We start from the raw sequence: 17,052 nt of genomic DNA, 5'->3' as shown, positions 1-17,052 counted from the left end.
TTCTGAGCGTGTCAGATCATGCTGAAGTAATTGCGATAGAAGCCTGGAATGCTCCATTCCATCTCGGACAGCGGTCCCGGCACGAAGTGGTGGGAGTTCACGCCTTCCTGATTGTGCCGTATGATCCGCTCATCATCGAGCGAAGTGACATGCCAGAGCCATGTCAACGCGTCCTTATCGTAGTCACGACCCTCTTGAGCGTCCCCGCGCACATACCAGACGATCTGAATATCCGTTTCCTGCAGGGCGCGCGGGACGAATCGGTAACCAACAACGTGATCTGCATAAACAAGGAAGTAGTTCAGTGTCCCGATCCCGAGATCGGTGGCACCGCCATCGTGACCTTTCAGTTCACCCAAAGGTGGCGCCAGAGGCGCTCCATCTTTGCTGCCGGTCACATAGCCGGGAAACAGCGGGTAGCGGCGCCAATAGACATCTGCACCCGGCGCGAGCGCGTTTTCTCCGGTCAGGTCTAGCTCCTCCAAGGGAACTCCGACTTCTCCCATCCGCTCATGAAGAGCCCCGCCGAACTCCAGAACCTGAGCAGGATCCTTCAACGAATGACTGCGCGAATAGTCCTGATGAGACGGGGCGCAGTGATAGCATTCCAGGTAATTCTCCAACGCCAGTTTCCAATTTGCTGGAACCGGGTATGAGGCTTCATGAGCGACCTTCAGGTTTTCAAAGTCGAACGGTTTTGACAGTGGGGCCAACCGCTCCAACGCAGCATCTAGCGGCGGGGCGTCTTCAGCTGCGCAGACAAATATCAGGCCCTGAATTATCTTCACCTGAACCGGGAACAATCCGTATTGGTCCGGGTCGAAATCCGACCCCATTGATCGTCCGTTTCGTAGCTTGCCGTTCAGGTCAAAAGTCCACGCATGATATGGGCAGATGAAATTGCGTGCCTTGCCTTTCCGTTCAATGCAAACCCGCGATCCCCGGTGGCGGCAAACGTTCAGATGCGCGCGCACCTCCCCCTCGCGATCCCGAACGATAATGATGGACTCGGGACCATAATCGAACAGGAAATAGTCGCCCGGTTCAGCGACCTGACTAACATGACCGACCCAGATCCAGTTACGATTCCAGAAGGTACTGATATCGTTCTCGTATACTGCTAGAGACGTATAGAAGTGACGTGGCAAGGCGAAGCCTTCCCGCTGCGCGTCCATCAAGTCGCGCATTACTTGCAAGTCATCTTTTGGCATGGCGCACCTCACACAGGTTCAAGGGAAACAAGTTCCCGGCGGAAAAATTCACGGTCGATGTCGTCTGCGTTGCGTTCGAAATTTCGGGCAGCCATGTGACCCGAATACACTGCATCCGCGATCAAGCCAGGATTGGCGGCATCTCCGATTAATTCCAACGTATTCAGCAAACCCGCATTCGTACCGCACAGCTCGTCGTAAAGGGTGGTTTCTCGCATTCGCTGCGTCACCAGCACGACGGAGCTGCATTCAATGGAATTCTCTCGTCCCGTGTAGACGCACTGCAATGTCACGTGACCGGGCGCGACATTGGCCAAAGTCTGGGACAGGTTCAGGTGAACGCCTTTTTCCAACAGACTTCGTTGCACTTTAGTCTGCTCCAACGTCAATTCGGTAAACGGCGAAACTAGTGAGGCCGGTGTTACAAAGAAAACCTCTCGCCCGGCTTGAGCCAAATGATCGGCCAAGACACCACCGAGATAGGCTTGATCATCATCGTAGACCACAACCGGGCCGTCCTCCGGCACGACCCCGGTCATAATGTCATCTGGAGTAAAAACCTGAGAACCTAAACCGATTGATACACCGTGGAATGCAGATTTCCCGCGCCCGTCTCGTCGCCATTTTGCACCCGTTGCAACAAAGACGTTCGGAATACCCAGTTCGACGACCTCACTGGCTGACAGACGGCTGTCGGTGAATAGATGAACGTTCCCGCGTTGTTGCAGATCGTAGATTCTGTGATCTGTCACGCGCTTCCAGGCGGATAGCCCGGTCAGGCCAGCTTCCTGCAGCACGCGGCCGCCAAACTCTTGCTGTGCTTCCGCCAGAGTTACCTCATAGCCCCGACGCGCCAATTGCATGGCGCATTCAAGTCCGGCTGGTCCGCTGCCGACAACAAGCGCAGCTTCTTCTTTTACCCGACGCTGAATGATCTCAGGATGCCATTTCCTCCGCCACTCTTCGCCCATAGTCGGGTTTTGGGTGCAGCGTATGGGGACGCCGAGAGAGTCGGATGAAACACAGATATTACAACCAATGCATTCGCGGATTTCTTCGATGCGACCTTCCTTGATCTTGTTGGGCAGAAACGGATCAGCGATGGATGGTCGCGCCGCGCCGATAAAATCAAGGATGCCCTTCCTGACCAGTGACGCCATCAAGTCCGGAGACGTAAGACGCCCGACGCCCACAACAGGCTTGGAGGTCACCTGTTTCACGAACTCGATATATGAGGTCTGAAAGCCGTCGCGGGGCTCGAACCGGGTTGTTGCCGAGTCGTTGCTCCAGTCCGCCACGTTAACATCCCAAAGGTCTGGAAGCTCGGCCAACATTTCGACTACAGCACGGCCTTCTTCCTGCGCTTGCATCCCCTCTGACCCGAGCATTTCATCAACCGCAAACCGAAGGGCAATGGCGCAATCATCTCCAACCTCTTCCTTGGTTTCTTCCAGAATCTCCCGGGTCAGACGCACCCGGTTCTCCAACGAACCTCCATATTCATCCGTCCGATCATTGAACTGTGGCAGCAGAAAATGATGCGGCAGGGTCATGTGATGCCCGGCATAAACATACACAATATCGAATCCTGCTTCGAGCGAGCGACGAGCCGCAGCGCGATGCCACTTGCGGAATTCGCGAATGTCCGCCTTGTCCATCGCTCTAGCCTGCTTGGGATAGGCCGTTTGCAAGGCTAGTTCTGACGGCGCCAACAAAGGTGCCCGGCTCAAATGGTTTTGCGCATGATGGCCATTGTGAGCCAATTCAATGGCCGCCAAGGAGCCCTTTCCATGCACCGCCTCCGTCATAAGACGCAGCGCCGGGATATCCCGTTCATCCCAAAGTCGGTTTTCGGCAAAAGGGGACAGGTCGGAAGTCGGGTGAATTTCCGTCTCTTGATTAGAAACGACAGCCCAACCACCCTCGGCCTTCATTGCCCGCATGGCGGCTTCGGCCTGCGGTCGCAGGTGCCCCATGCCGTTGCAGTGGGGCACCTGATAGAACCGGTTTCGAGCCGTCACTGGTCCAATTTGAACCGGTTCGAAGAGTACAGAGTATCCTTCAGCGCCTGACATTGCCGCGCTTCCTCCAAGAAATTCGGAAATAGTTTCGTGGGAATGGAAGGGCTCCTACGTCCCCACCATTCCCGCTATGTTATATAGGCGTCCTTAGAAGCCAGCTTTGATGCGCTCGAACTCCTTCAACATCTTGGCTTCCAGCTCAGGGTTAACCGCGTCAAAAAACAGGCTGCCTTCAAAGAAGCTGTCCACATCCGAGAACCCGTAGGTTTCGATTAGTTCCGGGTCAGCTTGGGCAAACGCGTCCTCGTTAGAGTGGGCGTATCCCCAGCTTTCGATGATGTATTTACCGCTTGCGGCAGAGCTAAGCGCGTTCAGCATGTCATAGACTTGCTCATCCGACTGCTTGGCAGATTTCAGATGCACATAACCGCAAACCCAAGTTGCGATGCCTTTGTCCACATCACGCATCATGACCGCTGGGGTTTCGTTCCAGATCAGATTCAGTTCCGATTGGTTCCATCCCCAACCCAGTGTCACTTCTCCACTGGCAATTGCCTGATCCAGCTGGCCTGCGTCAGACCAATAAAAGCGCACATTTGGATGAATCGCGCGCAGGTAGTCTGCGGCTTTTTGGAATTCCTCGTCGCTCATATCCGTGTAGCTGGAAGCACCGGTTGCCAGTGCCGCCATGGCGAACGCGCTGGAGGCGGCGTCCGGAATGGCAACCTTGCCCTGGTAGGCAGGATCCATCAGCAACTGCAGCGAAACATCGTCCGCCGAAACCATATCGGTTCGGTATATCAGGCCGGTATTTCCCCATTCGAACGGCACCATGTAGGTCTGCCCGTCGATTGTGATGCCATCGACCTCTTTGATCTTGGGCATCAGCTTGTCCCAATTCTCCAGCTTACTGGTGTCGATCGGCTTGATCATGTCCGCCGCTACCCATTTTCTCAGGGCGTCTGTGCAGGGGTGTGCCAAATCGGCTTCAAACCCAGACTGAAGCTTGGTGAACGCTTCTTCCACGCTGCCAAAATAGGTGTAGCTGGGCGCGCCGCCGTACTTTTCGACATAGTCGCCGTAGAAACCCTGATCCTCATATCCGGACCAGTCAAAAACGGTCAGATCAGCGGCATTGGCGAGAGCTTGACTGGCCGTAAAGGTGGCAATCAATGCTGCCGTAAGTGATGCTGTTTTACTCATTTCTCTCCTCCCAAAGATTCACGTTTACCCAAGTCAATCACCGAGGCGCTTTGAACGCCCAGCCAGACGGTATCGCCCCTGCTGTGATCGACTGTGTGAAAGTAGTTCGGTACGGCGACGGCTATGCTGTCCTTCAAACCATCGACCCGCACATAATAGTGGACGCTTTCGCCATAGAAGGCGACGTCCGACACCTCCCCCGGAACAATAGCATCGTAACCATCCGGTTTTTCCGCGCTGATCTCCAATTGCTCGGGCCGTACGCCGACCAGAAGCTCTTTATCGTGCACCTGAACGTTGGGGTTCACCCCGATTGTCATCTGCCCAAATCCTTGAACATTAACCTCCAGCGATTCAGAGTTCTCAGCTGTCACCTCGGCATCCAGAAAGTTCATTCCGCCGATGAAAGAGGCCACTTCACGGTTGCAAGGCTGGGAATAAAGGACCTCGGGCTTGTCGACCTGCTTGAGCTGCCCGGCGAACATGACGCCGATGCGGTCGGACATGGTCATCGCCTCGTACTGGTCATGCGTGACCATGACGAAAGTAATTCCAAGCTTCTGCTGAAGACGGCGCATTTCCAATTGCATCGCTTCGCGCAGATTTTTGTCCAATGCGGATAAAGGCTCATCGAGCAACAACACTTTAGGCCGCATGACTAGCGCTCGGGCAAGCGCTACACGTTGCCTCTGACCTCCCGACAGCTCATTGGCTTTGCGGTCCTGCAAACCGCCAAGTTCAACCATCTCAAGCGCCTCGGCAACGCGTTCCTTGATTTCGTTTCGCGAGAGCTTTGTCTTGCGTAATCCGAAGCCAACATTGTCGCCGACATTCAGGTGCGGGAAGATCGCATAGCTTTGGAACACCATATTAGTGGGACGCTTGTTGGCAGGCACCTCTCCCATCGTTCGACCATCGATCCGGATCTCGCCTTCTTCGTGATCTTGAAAACCCGCGATGATGCGCAAGGCTGTTGTCTTTCCGCAGCCCGAAGGGCCAAGCAGCGAAAAGAACTCACCCTCTTTCAAGGTCAGGTTCAGATCGGACACAGCCACAAAGGAACCAAAGCGTTTTTCGACGCCCTTGATCTCGATGATGTTCTGTTCGCTCATCTTACTTGTTTCCTTTGGCTTCAATCGGAGGATTGGATGGAACGGCGGCGGAAGTATTCGGCAATCAACAACAGCAGAACGGAAGAAAGCAAAAGCAGCGATCCCAGCGCCAACGTGTTGGGCAGCTTTGCCGGAAAGCGAATTTGGCTCCAGATATAGACCGGCAATGTCGGGCTGTTCCCGGATAAGAAAAATGCCAGGACGAACTCGTCAAAAGACACGGTAAACGTGACCAAAAGGCTGGCGATGATACCCGGCGCGACGATTGGCAGAGTGACGCGCCGAAACGTTCCTACAACGCTTTCACCCAGGTCGAACGCGGCCTCCTCCAAGGATTGGTCGAAATCGTCAAATGCAGACTTCATGATCGATACGGAAAAGGGCAACGCCACGAACACATGCCCGAGGATCACGGTGGTCAGCGATGGTTTCAAACCGATGCTGATGAACAGAACCAACATCGAACTGGCCACGATGATGCCGGGAATGACCAGTGGAAGCATGACCAGTCCCTCAGACAACTCACGCCCCGCGAAACGATACCGAACATAGGCGCGAGCTGCGAAGAGGCCCAGAGATGTTGCCATCAGGGCAGTCACGCTGCCGACGATCAGAGAATTCACCATAGCCTGTAGCAGCGTGTCCTGCTGACCCAACTGCGCGTACCATTTCAGCGTAAAACCCTTCAGAGGGAAAGCCACGATGGTTCCGTCATTGAACGAAAACAGCGGCAAGAGCAGAACTGGCAGATACAGAAACACCAGATAGGCGATCGCGTAAACAGCCAACCATGGGATACGAATGACCTTGGTCATCTGATCCTCCGGCCCAATGCGGTAACGACCGCCACGAACAGGATTGCAACGCAGCCAACCGAAAGCATGGCAAGCAGAGACAAGGTTGCACCCAACGGCCAGTTATTGGCGGCGCCGAACTGCACCTGGATCAAGTTCGCTACCATTTTGCCCTGCGAACCTCCGACCAAGGCTGGAGTGACGTAATCACCCACCGTGGGAATGAAAATGATCAGGCAGGCCGCGATGATACCCGGAACTGTGAGGGGCAGAGTCACGCGGACAAACCTTTCGAGTTTGCTGCAACCTAGATCCGTTGCAGCCTCCAACAGGCTGCGATCGATCTTTTGCAGCGACACATAAATCGGCAGGATCGCAAATGGCGCCCAAGCGTGGGCGAGAGTCAGGACGACGGCGAACTCGTTGTAGAGCAGGAATGTCAGTGGTTCTTGTATCAAACCAAGTGAAATCAGCGCTGAGTTCAGCACCCCGTTGAAGCCAAGAATTAGCTTCCAGCTGAACACGCGCAGAAGGTAGCTGCTCCAAAAGGGAATAGTGATCAGCAACAGCCAGAGGGTCTTCTTCTGTGTCCGAAACGCGATGAAGTAGGCAATCGGATAGGCCAGACAAACCGTTGCCAATGTCACCGCACCCGCAATCGCAACCGAGCGGATCATAAGATGCCGAACCAGCGGGTCGGTAAACGCCTCTTGGTAATTCGCCCACGTCAGTGTGCGGTCAATCTCGACATAGGTCTGGGTCCAAAAGCTGTAGGCGACAAGAATGCAAAGCGGAACAGCCACAAGCAGGCCGACATAAAGCGTCGCAGGCGCGCTAAGTGCCAGGCCCTTGCCCGTTTCACTTCTTAGTACTCCGGCCATGCTTCCCTGCTGAACTTCGTTTTCGGTGGCGCGACATGTCGATAACAAAATGGACAATCGTCCATTTAAATCTGGAATTTTTGGACTAGTTGTGTCAACTAATAATTTCGCCACCGGGGCTGGCCAATTTCACACCGGCCACTAAAGGACACCGCAAGAGACTGAAAACAAACAGAGACGCCTGATCAAATGACTGGAAGACGACAAGAAATACGCGAACGAAATCGCCTTTCCTTGATCGAGGCAGTACTCGACTCGGTCGCAGAGAAAGGGATTTCCGAGACCTCAGTCAGCGAAATCATTCAACGCGCCGAGCTATCCCGTGGCATGATTCACCTTCATTTTGGCGGCAAAGACAACTTGGTTAACGAAGCCGCCCGCCACTCTTCCGAACAATATTACAATGGCATTTATGATTTGTTGGAAACGACCGGGCAAACCGGGCAGGAGCATATCGAGATGATTGTTCGGGGCGACTTGAGTGAGACCATTCTCAATAAGAAAAACGTTTCGATTTGGTACGCGTTTCGTGGCGAGGCTCGAAACAGAGCAGCAATCGCTGCGTTTTCAGATACCCGCGATGCTAAGCTTCGTAATCTGGTTTTCAACGCTTTCGCTCGAATTGCGAAAGAAGCTGGAACCGAACACCCTAATCAAGTTGCTAAAGATGCTACGCACGGCACACTCGCAATGCTGGAAGGCATGTGGACCGATTACCTACTCCACCCGGATTCATTTGATCGCGACGAAGCAATGAGAATTGTTTTTCGATTTCTGCGCGCAATGTTCCCGAAGCATTTTGACCTAAACGGCGCTTTGTTGTTTGAGTAGATCTTGCGAAAGGTTTCCTATCTGACTGCTTTAGAAGTGGACAATCCTCATCTTTCAGTCAACATGATGGAAGCACAGTTCGGACGCAAAGAGTTCAATTGAACCACCTGCTATCCGCAACCCAAAGCTGACGAATGTGCCATAACAATCCGCGAACATCGCAGTAGCGGTTTTATGTGAAGCCATCTCCGGTTGAGTGATGGCCGTTCATTGGAACGAGTGCGAAAGGCTGCCTCGCGGACAAAGCGAACTTTCGCCGTGATTTCACCAATGACGGCTATGCGGAAAACGCTCCCATATCCCCGAGCCTTGAACTCACCTTATCAGGACAGTGGCAGGCCTCGCACGCTTGCCCCCACCCGGAAATGCAGAAATTTGGCAATCAAGTATTGTGATCGACACCCTGGATTAAGCATTCATTCTTTTGTTGCCATGCGAATGCTGTGCTTTCTTATGGGGATCAGTAGTTCTTGCCCATTTCCCCTTGGGCGATAACGTTGACACAACTAAGCGAGATCAGAAATTTGGATTGATGAAGAAATCTGCGGACATTTCTATGACAGTCTTGCTTGTCACCGCTATCGGTGGGCTGGTTACTTTGGCGGCAGGCTCTGTCCTGTTGTTGTCGGCCTATGCCAACTTCAAAAACACTTCTGAGCTTGCCCTGAGCCGTGGTCAGATTTTCATGGCAACATTGAAGGAGGATGTGAAGCAGCATGTTGAACCTGTCGCTGATATTGTGGAATTTCTAGTTCGGCAGGCTGCAGATGGCGAATTTGACCCAGCGTTTAAGGATGAAACCGTTTTACAGCTTAAAGGCGTTTTGGGCAGCATCCCCCAAATTTCCGATGTTGCTGTATGGCGCCCAAATGCACGTGAAATCCTTGTCTCGCGAGGCACGGATCAGAAATTGATTGTTCAAACAGACGACAATCAACACGACGAAGGTCTAAAGAACTACCTCAGGATGCTGCACAGCAATCGGGAAATGGTTTGGAACGAACCAATCAGAACTGAAGGAAAGACACTAATTACGGTCGCTGCGCCGCTGTTTTATGACGGCAGATATATTGGAGTCGTGGCAGCCGGTGTATCTGTTGGTGAATTGTCAGAATTGATAGAAGAACTAGGCAATACATACCAAACCAACGGTTTCATCATTTACGGGAATGATCGTCTGCTAGCCCATAGAAAATTGCCAGAGTTATCGGGAGCAAAGCTAAATTTCGAAAATCCCCTTTTCAAAGTGTCTGACTTGGACATGCCTATTATAGGCAAGATTCTGAAAACGCCGATAGATTTTTCCGATCCTGACGGGGTGTTTGATGTTCGAGAGATAGACGTAAGTGGTGATGAATATTTGGTTCTCTCTAACGAGATAAGTGATTTGGGAGATGTGCCCTGGACCTTGGGAGCTTACTCGCCAAGTGCCGATTGGAACTCCCAGATTTACAGGCTTCTTAACTCGATAATAGGTGGCGCTATTCTTCTGGTGCTGGCCGTTATAGGTTCTATATTCCTCTCTCGCTGGGTGGCGGCCCCCATAAGCAAAGCTGCTGACGCAACAAAAAAGGTCGGAAATCTCAATCTTGATGAAATTGATCCCTTACCACCATCGCGCATTACTGAGCTCAACAATCAGGCAATTGCCTTTAATCAAATGTTGGAAGGATTACGCTGGTTTGAAACCTATGTACCCAGAAAATTAGTACGACGCCTGATACAGCAAAAAGAAAATTATTCCATCTCATCACAAGAGTTAGAGCTCACAGTGATGTTCACTGACATCGTGGGGTTCACGGCCAGTTCAGAAGCAAAGAAGCCGGGAGAAATTGCTCAAGAACTCAACCAACACTTCGAGATAATCAATCAATGTATCGAAAAAGAGGGCGGAACCCTAGATAAGTACATCGGGGACGCCGTAATGGCGTTTTGGGGTGCTCCAGAAACACAACCAGATCATGCACGTCGCGCTTGTCGGGCCGCTATAGCCATAGAAAAAGCCTTGTCTGCTGGAGACCATGAACAACGCATAAAGATTGCGGTCCACACAGGGCCTTTGATTGTTGGCAACATTGGAGCAGTCGGCCGCATGAATTACACCGTTATTGGGGACACGGTGAACACTTGCAGCAGGATTGAAAAACTCGCCAGTGATCTCCTTGATGAAGGATCAAGTGCTGTGATTGTTATCAGCGAAGCGACGGCAAATCATCTTGACCAGGAATTTCCCCTGCAAAAGGCTGGAAAATTCTCCGTAAAGGGTAGGAAAGAAGAAATTACCGCATTTCGCTTGCTGACAACTCGCAATATCAATTGAGAGTGGAACCATCCCTTTTTCCAGACGAGTGTTCCAACCAAAGCAGACCTTCGTTCTCGTGGCAGCATCCTCTGGTTTGGGCTCCTTCGAGACATTCGCGGCGTCCCGGCCAAATGTCAGGTTTTGTGTTCTCAGAGGGAAGGCCTCAGCTAAAAGCCATTGGACATTGCTGAACGGTTGTTACGTGAACAACCTTCTGGTTGCATCGTCACCCATCTGGGTCCTCATCACTCCAGCGTCCAATTTCGTAAAAACTGGGCGACGCGATTGTATCTGCCGCTACTGCGAGTGACTTGATTGGTTTTATAGTCTTTCTCCTTTCTCGGATCAGCGGGGTTCATCTGATCATGAGTACTTGCCCTTCAAGGCAGGAGACATCGAACCACGGGATTTCAGAAGAAAATACAGTTTCAATTGAACGTGTTCAAAGGATCAAACCATATCCCGAGCCCAAATTAAGCCAAGTTTTGCGTTTCATTCTTCAATCCTGAAACTAATTTCAAGTATCAGCGCTAGACTGTTACGGCCTGCAACAACTCATCGCGTGTCACGTCTTCCCTGGTGCCGTTGATTAAGACTTCTCCACGTCGCAACGCGACAAATCTGTCGGCAAGGTCATAGGCAAAGTCAAAGTATTGCTCCACTAGAATGATTGCCATTCCGCTCGTGGTTCTGAGGTGCCGGATCACTTCGCCTATCTGTTGGATGATGTTGGGCTGAATACCTTCGGTCGGCTCGTCCAACAGAAGAAGGCGTGGTCGCGTTATCAGTGCCCGCGCGATCGCCAGCTGTTGCTGCTGACCGCCAGAAAGGTCACCTCCGCGACGGTTTTGCATCTGCTTGAGAACCGGGAACATGTCAAAAATTTCATTTGGAATGAAATGCTCGCTGGCTGGCAGACAGGCGTACCCCGTTTCAAGGTTTTCGCGAACTGTGAGCAAAGGAAATATTTCACGACCTTGTGGAACATAAGCCACGCCTTTCCACGCCATTTGATGAGCAGGCAGGACACCCAAAGGTTCTCCGTCCAGTTCCAGATTACCAGCCGAACGCGGATGCGTACCTGATATTGCCTTCATCAGGCTGGTTTTCCCGACACCATTGGTCCCCATGACGCAAGTCACTTCACCTTGTCTGGCTTCCATGGAAATCCCGTTGAGGACTTGCGAATGCCCATAATGTAAAGTCAGATCGGCCAGTTTCAGCATTGCTTAGCGCCCCAGATAAACGTCGATGACGTCCTGATTGGATGTCACGTGATCAAGACTGCCTTCAGCCAAGACAGACCCTTCGTGCAAAACCGTGACCTTGCAATTCAGACGTCGGACAAACTCCATATCATGTTCCACCACGACCACGGCGCGGGTTCTGGCGGCCTGAACCAGCAAATTGGTGGTGTGTTCGCGCTCCTGCGGTGTCATGCCAGCGGCAGGTTCGTCCACCAGCAAGAGTCGTGGCTCTTGCGCCAGCAGCATGCCGATTTCCAGCCACTGCTTTTGACCGTGGCTCAGTTCGCCAGCTTTGCGGCTTAGGTGCTGGTGCAGACCGATCTCGACGCTCAGATCGTCAACTTTCCGCAAATCGTCTTTGGAGGGTCGATAGAAGAGAACGCGAAGCCAGCCGCGTTTGTTCTGAAGCGCCATAAGCAGATTCCCGTGTACGGTCTGGTCTTCGAAAACCGTCGGCTTCTGAAACTTCCGCCCGATGCCAGCCTGCGCGATTTTTGCTTCGGACATTCTTAGCAAAGATACGGATTTCTTGCCCCAGATAACGCGTCCATTATCGGGCCGAGTTTTTCCTGTGATGATATCCATGAATGTGGTCTTGCCTGCCCCGTTCGGGCCGATCACTGCGCGAAGCTCGGCCTCGCCGATCTGGAACGACAAGTTGTTGATAGCACGAAAACCGTCGAAAGTGACCGAAACGCCGCTAACCTCAAGCAAAGTGCTCATTCGATGGCCTCCTTCTCTCGCAGGGCTCCGTCATCCGGTCCCAGATTTGCCCCATGCCTGTCCGGGTGGCGGCGGTCGGTCCGCAAGTCGAACAATCCTCCGATGCCCTGCGGGGCGAACAGCGTAACCAATACAAAAGTTACTCCCAATAGCACCTGCCACCAGTCGACCCATTTGATCGTGTAAAATCCAAGCGAAATATCCGGGGCCTGCCCGCCCGTAAACCACGTGCTCAAAAGGCTGACAAAAGCTGCGCCAATCACCGCGCCGTACAATCGGCCTCGTCCACCGATGGCGACCCAAACGGCCAGATAGATCGAGGCAATGGGAGCCATCTCTTCGGGATTGATGATGCCAGCTTGCGGGTAATAAAGCGCGCCAGCAATGGCCGCGATACAAGCAGTCAGGGTGAAGACGGCCAGTTTGTAGACCTCGACCGAGTAGCCAAGGAACCGCACTCGCGCCTCGTTATCGCGGATGCCACGGATAACCGATCCGAACTTGCCCGACACAAGCCACGCGGCCAGCATATAGCCCAGCCCCAAGGCCAGCGCCGAGGCCCAGAGGAACCAGATCGACACCACGTCCTGCGAGGCGGAGACACCGGGCAGGTTCTGCAGGCCGGACAAGCCGTTATTGCCACGCAAGCCGCTGTCGTTCTGAAACAGGTACAGGGCCAGTGCCAGCGTCATCGCCTGTGTCAAGATCGATAGGTACACACCGGTGACGCGGCTCCGGAAGGCCAACCATCCGAAGATCAGCGCCAGAAGACCGGGGACTAGCACAGTCAGGATCAGTTGCAGTGTCAGGCTATGGGAAAACGCCCAGATCAACGGAAATTCCGACGATCCGACGACGCCAAAGATTTGTGTGCCGATGGCGTCCACCACCTCGGCTGAAGTCGGTGGAATTTCGGCCTGTGCCAGCGAGTCGACCACGATCAGGCGTGTGCGTTCGTACATCAACCACATTCCGATCATGTAGCCCCCCAGCCCGAAGAAGGCGAAGTGACCCAGCGACAAAATACCGGTGAAGCCCCAGACCAGATCCATCGCCACTGCGATCAGGCAGAGGCACAGGGTCTTGCCCAGCGTTTTGACGAAGCTGGTCGAAATTACGCCGATCCCGAACCCTTCGGACAGGATCGTCACGCCCAGGGTAAACAGAGACAGGATCGCCAGAAAGACCAGCACCGAAGGGTTCTTGGCGACAAAGCTACGATCCATGGCTCAATCCCCCGCGGCGCGGCCTTTGAGGGCGATGATGCCCCGCGGCCGGAATTGGATGAAAATGATGATGAAGATGATCATGTAGGTTTGGGCCGCGAGAGTGTTCGACGGGTTCATCCACTCGATCCCTTTTTGCAGAAAGCCGATCATTCCGGCACCCGCCAGCGCACCCCAAATATTGCCGACGCCGCCGACAACCACGGTCATGAAGCTTTGAACGATATAGTCGCTGCCCAAATCCGAGGTGACCTTAGCGAACAGACCAATCGCAACCCCCGCAATCCCGGCGATGCCCGAACCAAGGCCAAAGGTAAGCATATTCACCCGCCCCGGATTGATCCCCATCGACCCCGCCATGCGTGGGTTCTGCGTCACTGCCCGCATCTCAAGCCCCAGCCGGGTCCATTTCATGATGTAGAGGAATAGCCCCAGAAAGATCATCGCCAGCACAAAGATCGCGATGCGGATATAGCTGATCGCGACCACATCGTTCAGCACCCACGCCCCGTCCAGCCAGCCGGGCGCGGTCAGCGGGCGGGCCTGCGTGCCAAAGATGTTTTTGGCCAGTTGTTGCAGCGCAATCGAGATACCGAACGTCGCCAGCAGCGTCTCGAGAGGACGGGCATAAAGCCAGCGGATCACCAGCCGCTCCATCGCGACGCCCATGGCGAAGGTTACGGCAAAGGCCATCGGAATGGCGACGATGACCGACAGCGTATGGTTGAGAATGAACTGCTGCACCACGTAGCCGGTATATGCGCCCATCATGATGAACTCACCATGGGCCATGTTGATGACGCCCATCACGCCGAAGGTGATCGCCAGGCCGATGGCGGCGAGGAAATAGATCGACGCCAGAGAAATCGCGTCCAGCGTCAGGTCGAGGGTCTGGTTCAGGCCGACCTTCAACTCAATCTGCTCCAATGCATGCGCGGCGGCGGCGGTCACGTCGGGCGAAGGCTCCGCGTAGGTATCAAAGAACACATGCGCGGCAAGTGCTGCATCGATGTCGGCTTGCGTGATCAAGGCCGGGACGGCCCCGGCCTCAGCCAATGCCTCATACGCCTGCGCGCGGGCAGCGGCGGAGCTCAGTTGCGCAACCGGAACACCCCCCACGCGACCTCGGTCGATATTGGCGGCCAGAGCGGCGCGAATGTCGTCTGCCGAAGCAAGCGGTGCGGCCAGATCGCTGGCAACCAGCAGATCATAAGCCGCGTCGCGCGACAGGTCATCCGAGTCGGGTTGCAGCACGGCGGCGATATTCATGTCCGAGGGCAGCGTGGCAGCGGTCTGTCGGTTGGTCACGACCAAAGGGTTCAGGGCCGCGCGAACATCGACGCCCAGATCGTCGGACATCTCTTCAATCGCAGCCACACGCGCGCCGGTATCGGTGTCATACCCAATGGTCAACAACCGTTCCAACCGCTGCTTCTGCGCCTTCAAATCCGCATCGGGTTCGTCGTCAATTGACGCGCGAAGTGGTTCCAACAATACCCCCTCGGGATCGCGTTGGATGGATTGCAACGCAGCCTGTCGCCGAGCGCGATCCGGATCGGTCAACTGGAACTGCACCAAAGCCGTTCCGATCATCGCGCGGATACCGCTGTTGGGTTTCAACTGCTTAAGCTCGGTTTTCTCGACCGTGCCGACGACTTCTCCGGTGTCGAAGTCGGTCAATTCATACGACCGCCCCTCACCTTTCTGGCCAGAAAAGAACAGACCGTCAGACTTGCGCATCCACATATTCTTGGCGGCCCACGTCTCAAGCATCACTTGCGCCTGAGGCAAGCCGCTCGATGCAATTGCATCGATCGCTGGTTTGATCGTCTTGCGCGAGCTTTTGGCGATGATCTCCTGATGTTCTTGCAGGATCGGTTGCAGACCGGCCTCTTGCGCGTTGGCGGTCAGGCAGGCGCACAGAATTGCGAGGCCCGCAAGGAATAGTCGTACCATTTGGTGAAACCCGAATGTCTCTTGTGGCAAGGCGGGCGAACAAACCCGCCTTGCGTGTCGGTTAGTAGTTCGACAGGGTCTGAACGCAGGTTTTGGTCTCGGTGTTGTACATACCGCAGCCCAGCTCTTTCCAATCCGAGACCAGCACAGCCGACTCCGGAAGGAAATCAGTCCACGCGTCACCCGGCACGACATCAGTCTCACTGATGATATCGAACTGGCCGTCTTCCTGAATCTCGCCGATCAGAACCGGTTTGGCGAGGTGGTGGTTCGGCAACATCACAGCAGTGCCACCGGTCAGGTTCGGGAACTCCTGCCCGTACATCGCCGCGCGTACAGCATCGACTTCGGTCGAACCGGCCTCGGTCGCGGCGTTTACCCACATGTTGAAGCCGATGTAATGCGCTTCCATCGGATCGTTGGTCACGCGTTCATCACCCATGGTGGCTTTCCATGTCTCAACGAACTCTGCGTTGACGTCAGTGTCGGCCGATTGGAAGTAGTTCCAAGCGGCAAGGTGACCGACGAGGTTCGTGGTATCCAGACCGGACAGTTCTTCCTCACCGACCGAGAAGGCCACGACCGGAATGTCATCTGCCGACACACCAGCCGCTGCCAGTTCCTTGTAAAACCCGATATTGGCGTCACCATTGATGGTCGAGATCACACCGACTTTCTTGCCATCCGCGCCCAGCGCGACCACGTCAGCCACGATCTTGGACCAGTCGGAATGGCCGAAAGGCGTGTAGTTGACGAAGATATCGTCATCAGCAATACCCTTCTGCTTCAGATAGCTTTCAAGGATATTGTTGGTAGTCCTGGGGTAGACATAGTCTGTGCCGAGCAGAGCGAATTTCTCGACCCCCAGTTCCTCCAGGAAATAGTCGGTCGCAGGGATCGCCTGCTGGTTCGGGGCCGCTCCGGTGTAGAAGACGTTTTTCGAGCTTTCTTCACCCTCATACTGTACCGGATAGAATAGAAGGCCGTTCAGTTCTTCGATCACCGGCAGGACTGACTTACGACTGACCGAAGTCCAGTTGCCAAAAATCACATCAACTTCATGCACAGTGAGAAGCTCACGCGCTTTTTCCGCGAACAAAGGCCAGTCCGATGCGGGATCCACTACAACGGCCTCAAGCTGCTTGCCCAACAAACCGCCCTTGGCATTTTGTTGATCGATCAGCATTAGCATCGTGTCTTTCAGCGTCGTTTCCGAGATTGCCATCGTACCCGAGAGCGAATGCAGTACTCCGACCTTAATAGTGTCTTCGGCCGACAGCGCAGCGGTGGCCATGGCAGCAAATACTACTGATCCGGCGAGCGTGGATTTGAGCGATTTCATCTAATCCTCCTGGCGAGGCCAGCAGAGAAGGCTTGCGCAATTGCGCATTCTTCATCTACCTGATCCCCGCAACTGTTGTTGCGTTCCGTGTGGCGGTTGTGATCGAGGTCCAATTCGCGCAGCCGTCACACACCCTACGAATTCTTTCCGCGGTGGCACCCATACGGTTTCTGCATTGCAGCATTCTTGGCAACGTACGTTTG

13 protein-coding genes are annotated in these 17,052 nt (G+C 54.1%); 2 read left to right on the top strand and 11 right to left on the bottom strand.

Annotated features, from left to right (window positions below):
• Nucleotides 1-11 precede the first annotated feature (11 nt).
• The 6 genes from ACRZ91_RS07530 to ACRZ91_RS07505 form a co-directional block, all read right to left on the bottom strand.
• Complete coding sequence (locus tag ACRZ91_RS07530) at nt 12-1,211, bottom strand: aromatic ring-hydroxylating oxygenase subunit alpha (protein ID WP_480903856.1); 1,200 nt, start codon at nt 1,209-1,211, stop codon at nt 12-14.
• An 8-nt stretch (nt 1,212-1,219) separates the two neighbouring features.
• The gene (locus ACRZ91_RS07525; protein WP_480903854.1) at nt 1,220-3,286 is read right to left on the bottom strand and encodes an oxidoreductase; all 2,067 of its coding nucleotides are present in this window, start codon (nt 3,284-3,286) and stop codon (nt 1,220-1,222) included.
• A 93-nt stretch (nt 3,287-3,379) separates the two neighbouring features.
• Nucleotides 3,380-4,435 carry an ABC transporter substrate-binding protein gene (locus ACRZ91_RS07520; RefSeq protein ID WP_480903851.1) on the bottom strand — a complete coding sequence of 352 codons (1,056 nt, stop codon included), beginning with the start codon at nt 4,433-4,435 and terminating at the stop codon, nt 3,380-3,382.
• On the bottom strand, nt 4,432-5,547 hold the full coding sequence (locus ACRZ91_RS07515; RefSeq protein ID WP_170475599.1) for an ABC transporter ATP-binding protein: 1,116 nt from the start codon (nt 5,545-5,547) through the stop codon (nt 4,432-4,434). The genes ACRZ91_RS07520 and ACRZ91_RS07515 overlap by 4 nt, the downstream gene beginning before the upstream one ends.
• A 20-nt stretch (nt 5,548-5,567) precedes the next feature.
• On the bottom strand, nt 5,568-6,362 hold the full coding sequence (locus ACRZ91_RS07510; protein ID WP_010437472.1) for an ABC transporter permease: 795 nt from the start codon (nt 6,360-6,362) through the stop codon (nt 5,568-5,570).
• Nucleotides 6,359-7,222, bottom strand: coding sequence for an ABC transporter permease (locus ACRZ91_RS07505; RefSeq protein ID WP_480903847.1), 864 nt, complete (start codon nt 7,220-7,222; stop codon nt 6,359-6,361). Before ACRZ91_RS07505 ends, ACRZ91_RS07510 begins: the two co-directional genes overlap by 4 nt.
• A 189-nt stretch (nt 7,223-7,411) precedes the next feature.
• On the opposite strand from ACRZ91_RS07505, the gene ACRZ91_RS07500 reads away from it, so the two are divergent.
• On the top strand, nt 7,412-8,053 hold the full coding sequence (locus ACRZ91_RS07500; protein ID WP_480903844.1) for a TetR family transcriptional regulator C-terminal domain-containing protein: 642 nt from the start codon (nt 7,412-7,414) through the stop codon (nt 8,051-8,053).
• A gap of 556 nt (nt 8,054-8,609) precedes the next feature.
• Nucleotides 8,610-10,373 carry an adenylate/guanylate cyclase domain-containing protein gene (locus ACRZ91_RS07495; RefSeq protein WP_480903841.1) on the top strand — a complete coding sequence of 588 codons (1,764 nt, stop codon included), beginning with the start codon at nt 8,610-8,612 and terminating at the stop codon, nt 10,371-10,373.
• Nucleotides 10,374-10,885: 512 nt separating this feature from the next.
• Here ACRZ91_RS07495 and urtE read toward each other — a convergent pair.
• The 5 genes from urtE to urtA all read right to left on the bottom strand — a co-directional run bounded on the left by urtE (nt 10,886) and on the right by urtA (nt 16,849).
• The gene (gene urtE / locus ACRZ91_RS07490) at nt 10,886-11,581 is read right to left on the bottom strand and encodes an urea ABC transporter ATP-binding subunit UrtE (RefSeq protein WP_480903838.1); all 696 of its coding nucleotides are present in this window, start codon (nt 11,579-11,581) and stop codon (nt 10,886-10,888) included.
• Nucleotides 11,582-11,584: 3 nt separating this feature from the next.
• Complete coding sequence (urtD, locus tag ACRZ91_RS07485; protein WP_480875465.1) at nt 11,585-12,325, bottom strand: urea ABC transporter ATP-binding protein UrtD; 741 nt, start codon at nt 12,323-12,325, stop codon at nt 11,585-11,587.
• Nucleotides 12,322-13,551 carry an urea ABC transporter permease subunit UrtC gene (urtC, locus tag ACRZ91_RS07480; protein WP_480903835.1) on the bottom strand — a complete coding sequence of 410 codons (1,230 nt, stop codon included), beginning with the start codon at nt 13,549-13,551 and terminating at the stop codon, nt 12,322-12,324. Before urtC ends, urtD begins: the two co-directional genes overlap by 4 nt.
• Nucleotides 13,552-13,554: 3 nt before the next feature.
• The gene (urtB, locus tag ACRZ91_RS07475) at nt 13,555-15,507 is read right to left on the bottom strand and encodes an urea ABC transporter permease subunit UrtB (RefSeq protein ID WP_480903832.1); all 1,953 of its coding nucleotides are present in this window, start codon (nt 15,505-15,507) and stop codon (nt 13,555-13,557) included.
• A 61-nt stretch (nt 15,508-15,568) separates the two neighbouring features.
• Nucleotides 15,569-16,849 (bottom strand): urea ABC transporter substrate-binding protein, encoded by a 1,281-nt coding sequence (gene urtA / locus ACRZ91_RS07470; protein ID WP_480903829.1) that lies wholly within the window; start codon nt 16,847-16,849, stop codon nt 15,569-15,571.
• Between the last annotated feature and the right edge of the window lie 203 nt (nt 16,850-17,052).

It is taken from the genome of Ruegeria sp. O11 (assembly GCF_056535285.1).
This window is presented reverse-complemented; position numbering and strand designations above follow the sequence as displayed.

Bases quoted from the DNA above. Each gene is read 5' to 3' on its own strand.
- ACRZ91_RS07530 (WP_480903856.1), bottom strand. From the start codon at position 1,211: ATGCCAAAAGATGACTTGCAAGTAATGCGCGACTTGATGGACGCGCAG.
- ACRZ91_RS07525 (WP_480903854.1), bottom strand. From the start codon at position 3,286: ATGTCAGGCGCTGAAGGATACTCTGTACTCTTCGAACCGGTTCAAATT.
- ACRZ91_RS07520 (WP_480903851.1), bottom strand. From the start codon at position 4,435: ATGAGTAAAACAGCATCACTTACGGCAGCATTGATTGCCACCTTTACG.
- ACRZ91_RS07515 (WP_170475599.1), bottom strand. From the start codon at position 5,547: ATGAGCGAACAGAACATCATCGAGATCAAGGGCGTCGAAAAACGCTTT.
- ACRZ91_RS07510 (WP_010437472.1), bottom strand. From the start codon at position 6,362: ATGACCAAGGTCATTCGTATCCCATGGTTGGCTGTTTACGCGATCGCC.
- ACRZ91_RS07505 (WP_480903847.1), bottom strand. From the start codon at position 7,222: ATGGCCGGAGTACTAAGAAGTGAAACGGGCAAGGGCCTGGCACTTAGC.
- ACRZ91_RS07500 (WP_480903844.1), top strand. From the start codon at position 7,412: ATGACTGGAAGACGACAAGAAATACGCGAACGAAATCGCCTTTCCTTG.
- ACRZ91_RS07495 (WP_480903841.1), top strand. From the start codon at position 8,610: ATGACAGTCTTGCTTGTCACCGCTATCGGTGGGCTGGTTACTTTGGCG.
- urtE (WP_480903838.1), bottom strand. From the start codon at position 11,581: ATGCTGAAACTGGCCGATCTGACTTTACATTATGGGCATTCGCAAGTC.
- urtD (WP_480875465.1), bottom strand. From the start codon at position 12,325: ATGAGCACTTTGCTTGAGGTTAGCGGCGTTTCGGTCACTTTCGACGGT.
- urtC (WP_480903835.1), bottom strand. From the start codon at position 13,551: ATGGATCGTAGCTTTGTCGCCAAGAACCCTTCGGTGCTGGTCTTTCTG.
- urtB (WP_480903832.1), bottom strand. From the start codon at position 15,507: ATGGTACGACTATTCCTTGCGGGCCTCGCAATTCTGTGCGCCTGCCTG.
- urtA (WP_480903829.1), bottom strand. From the start codon at position 16,849: ATGAAATCGCTCAAATCCACGCTCGCCGGATCAGTAGTATTTGCTGCC.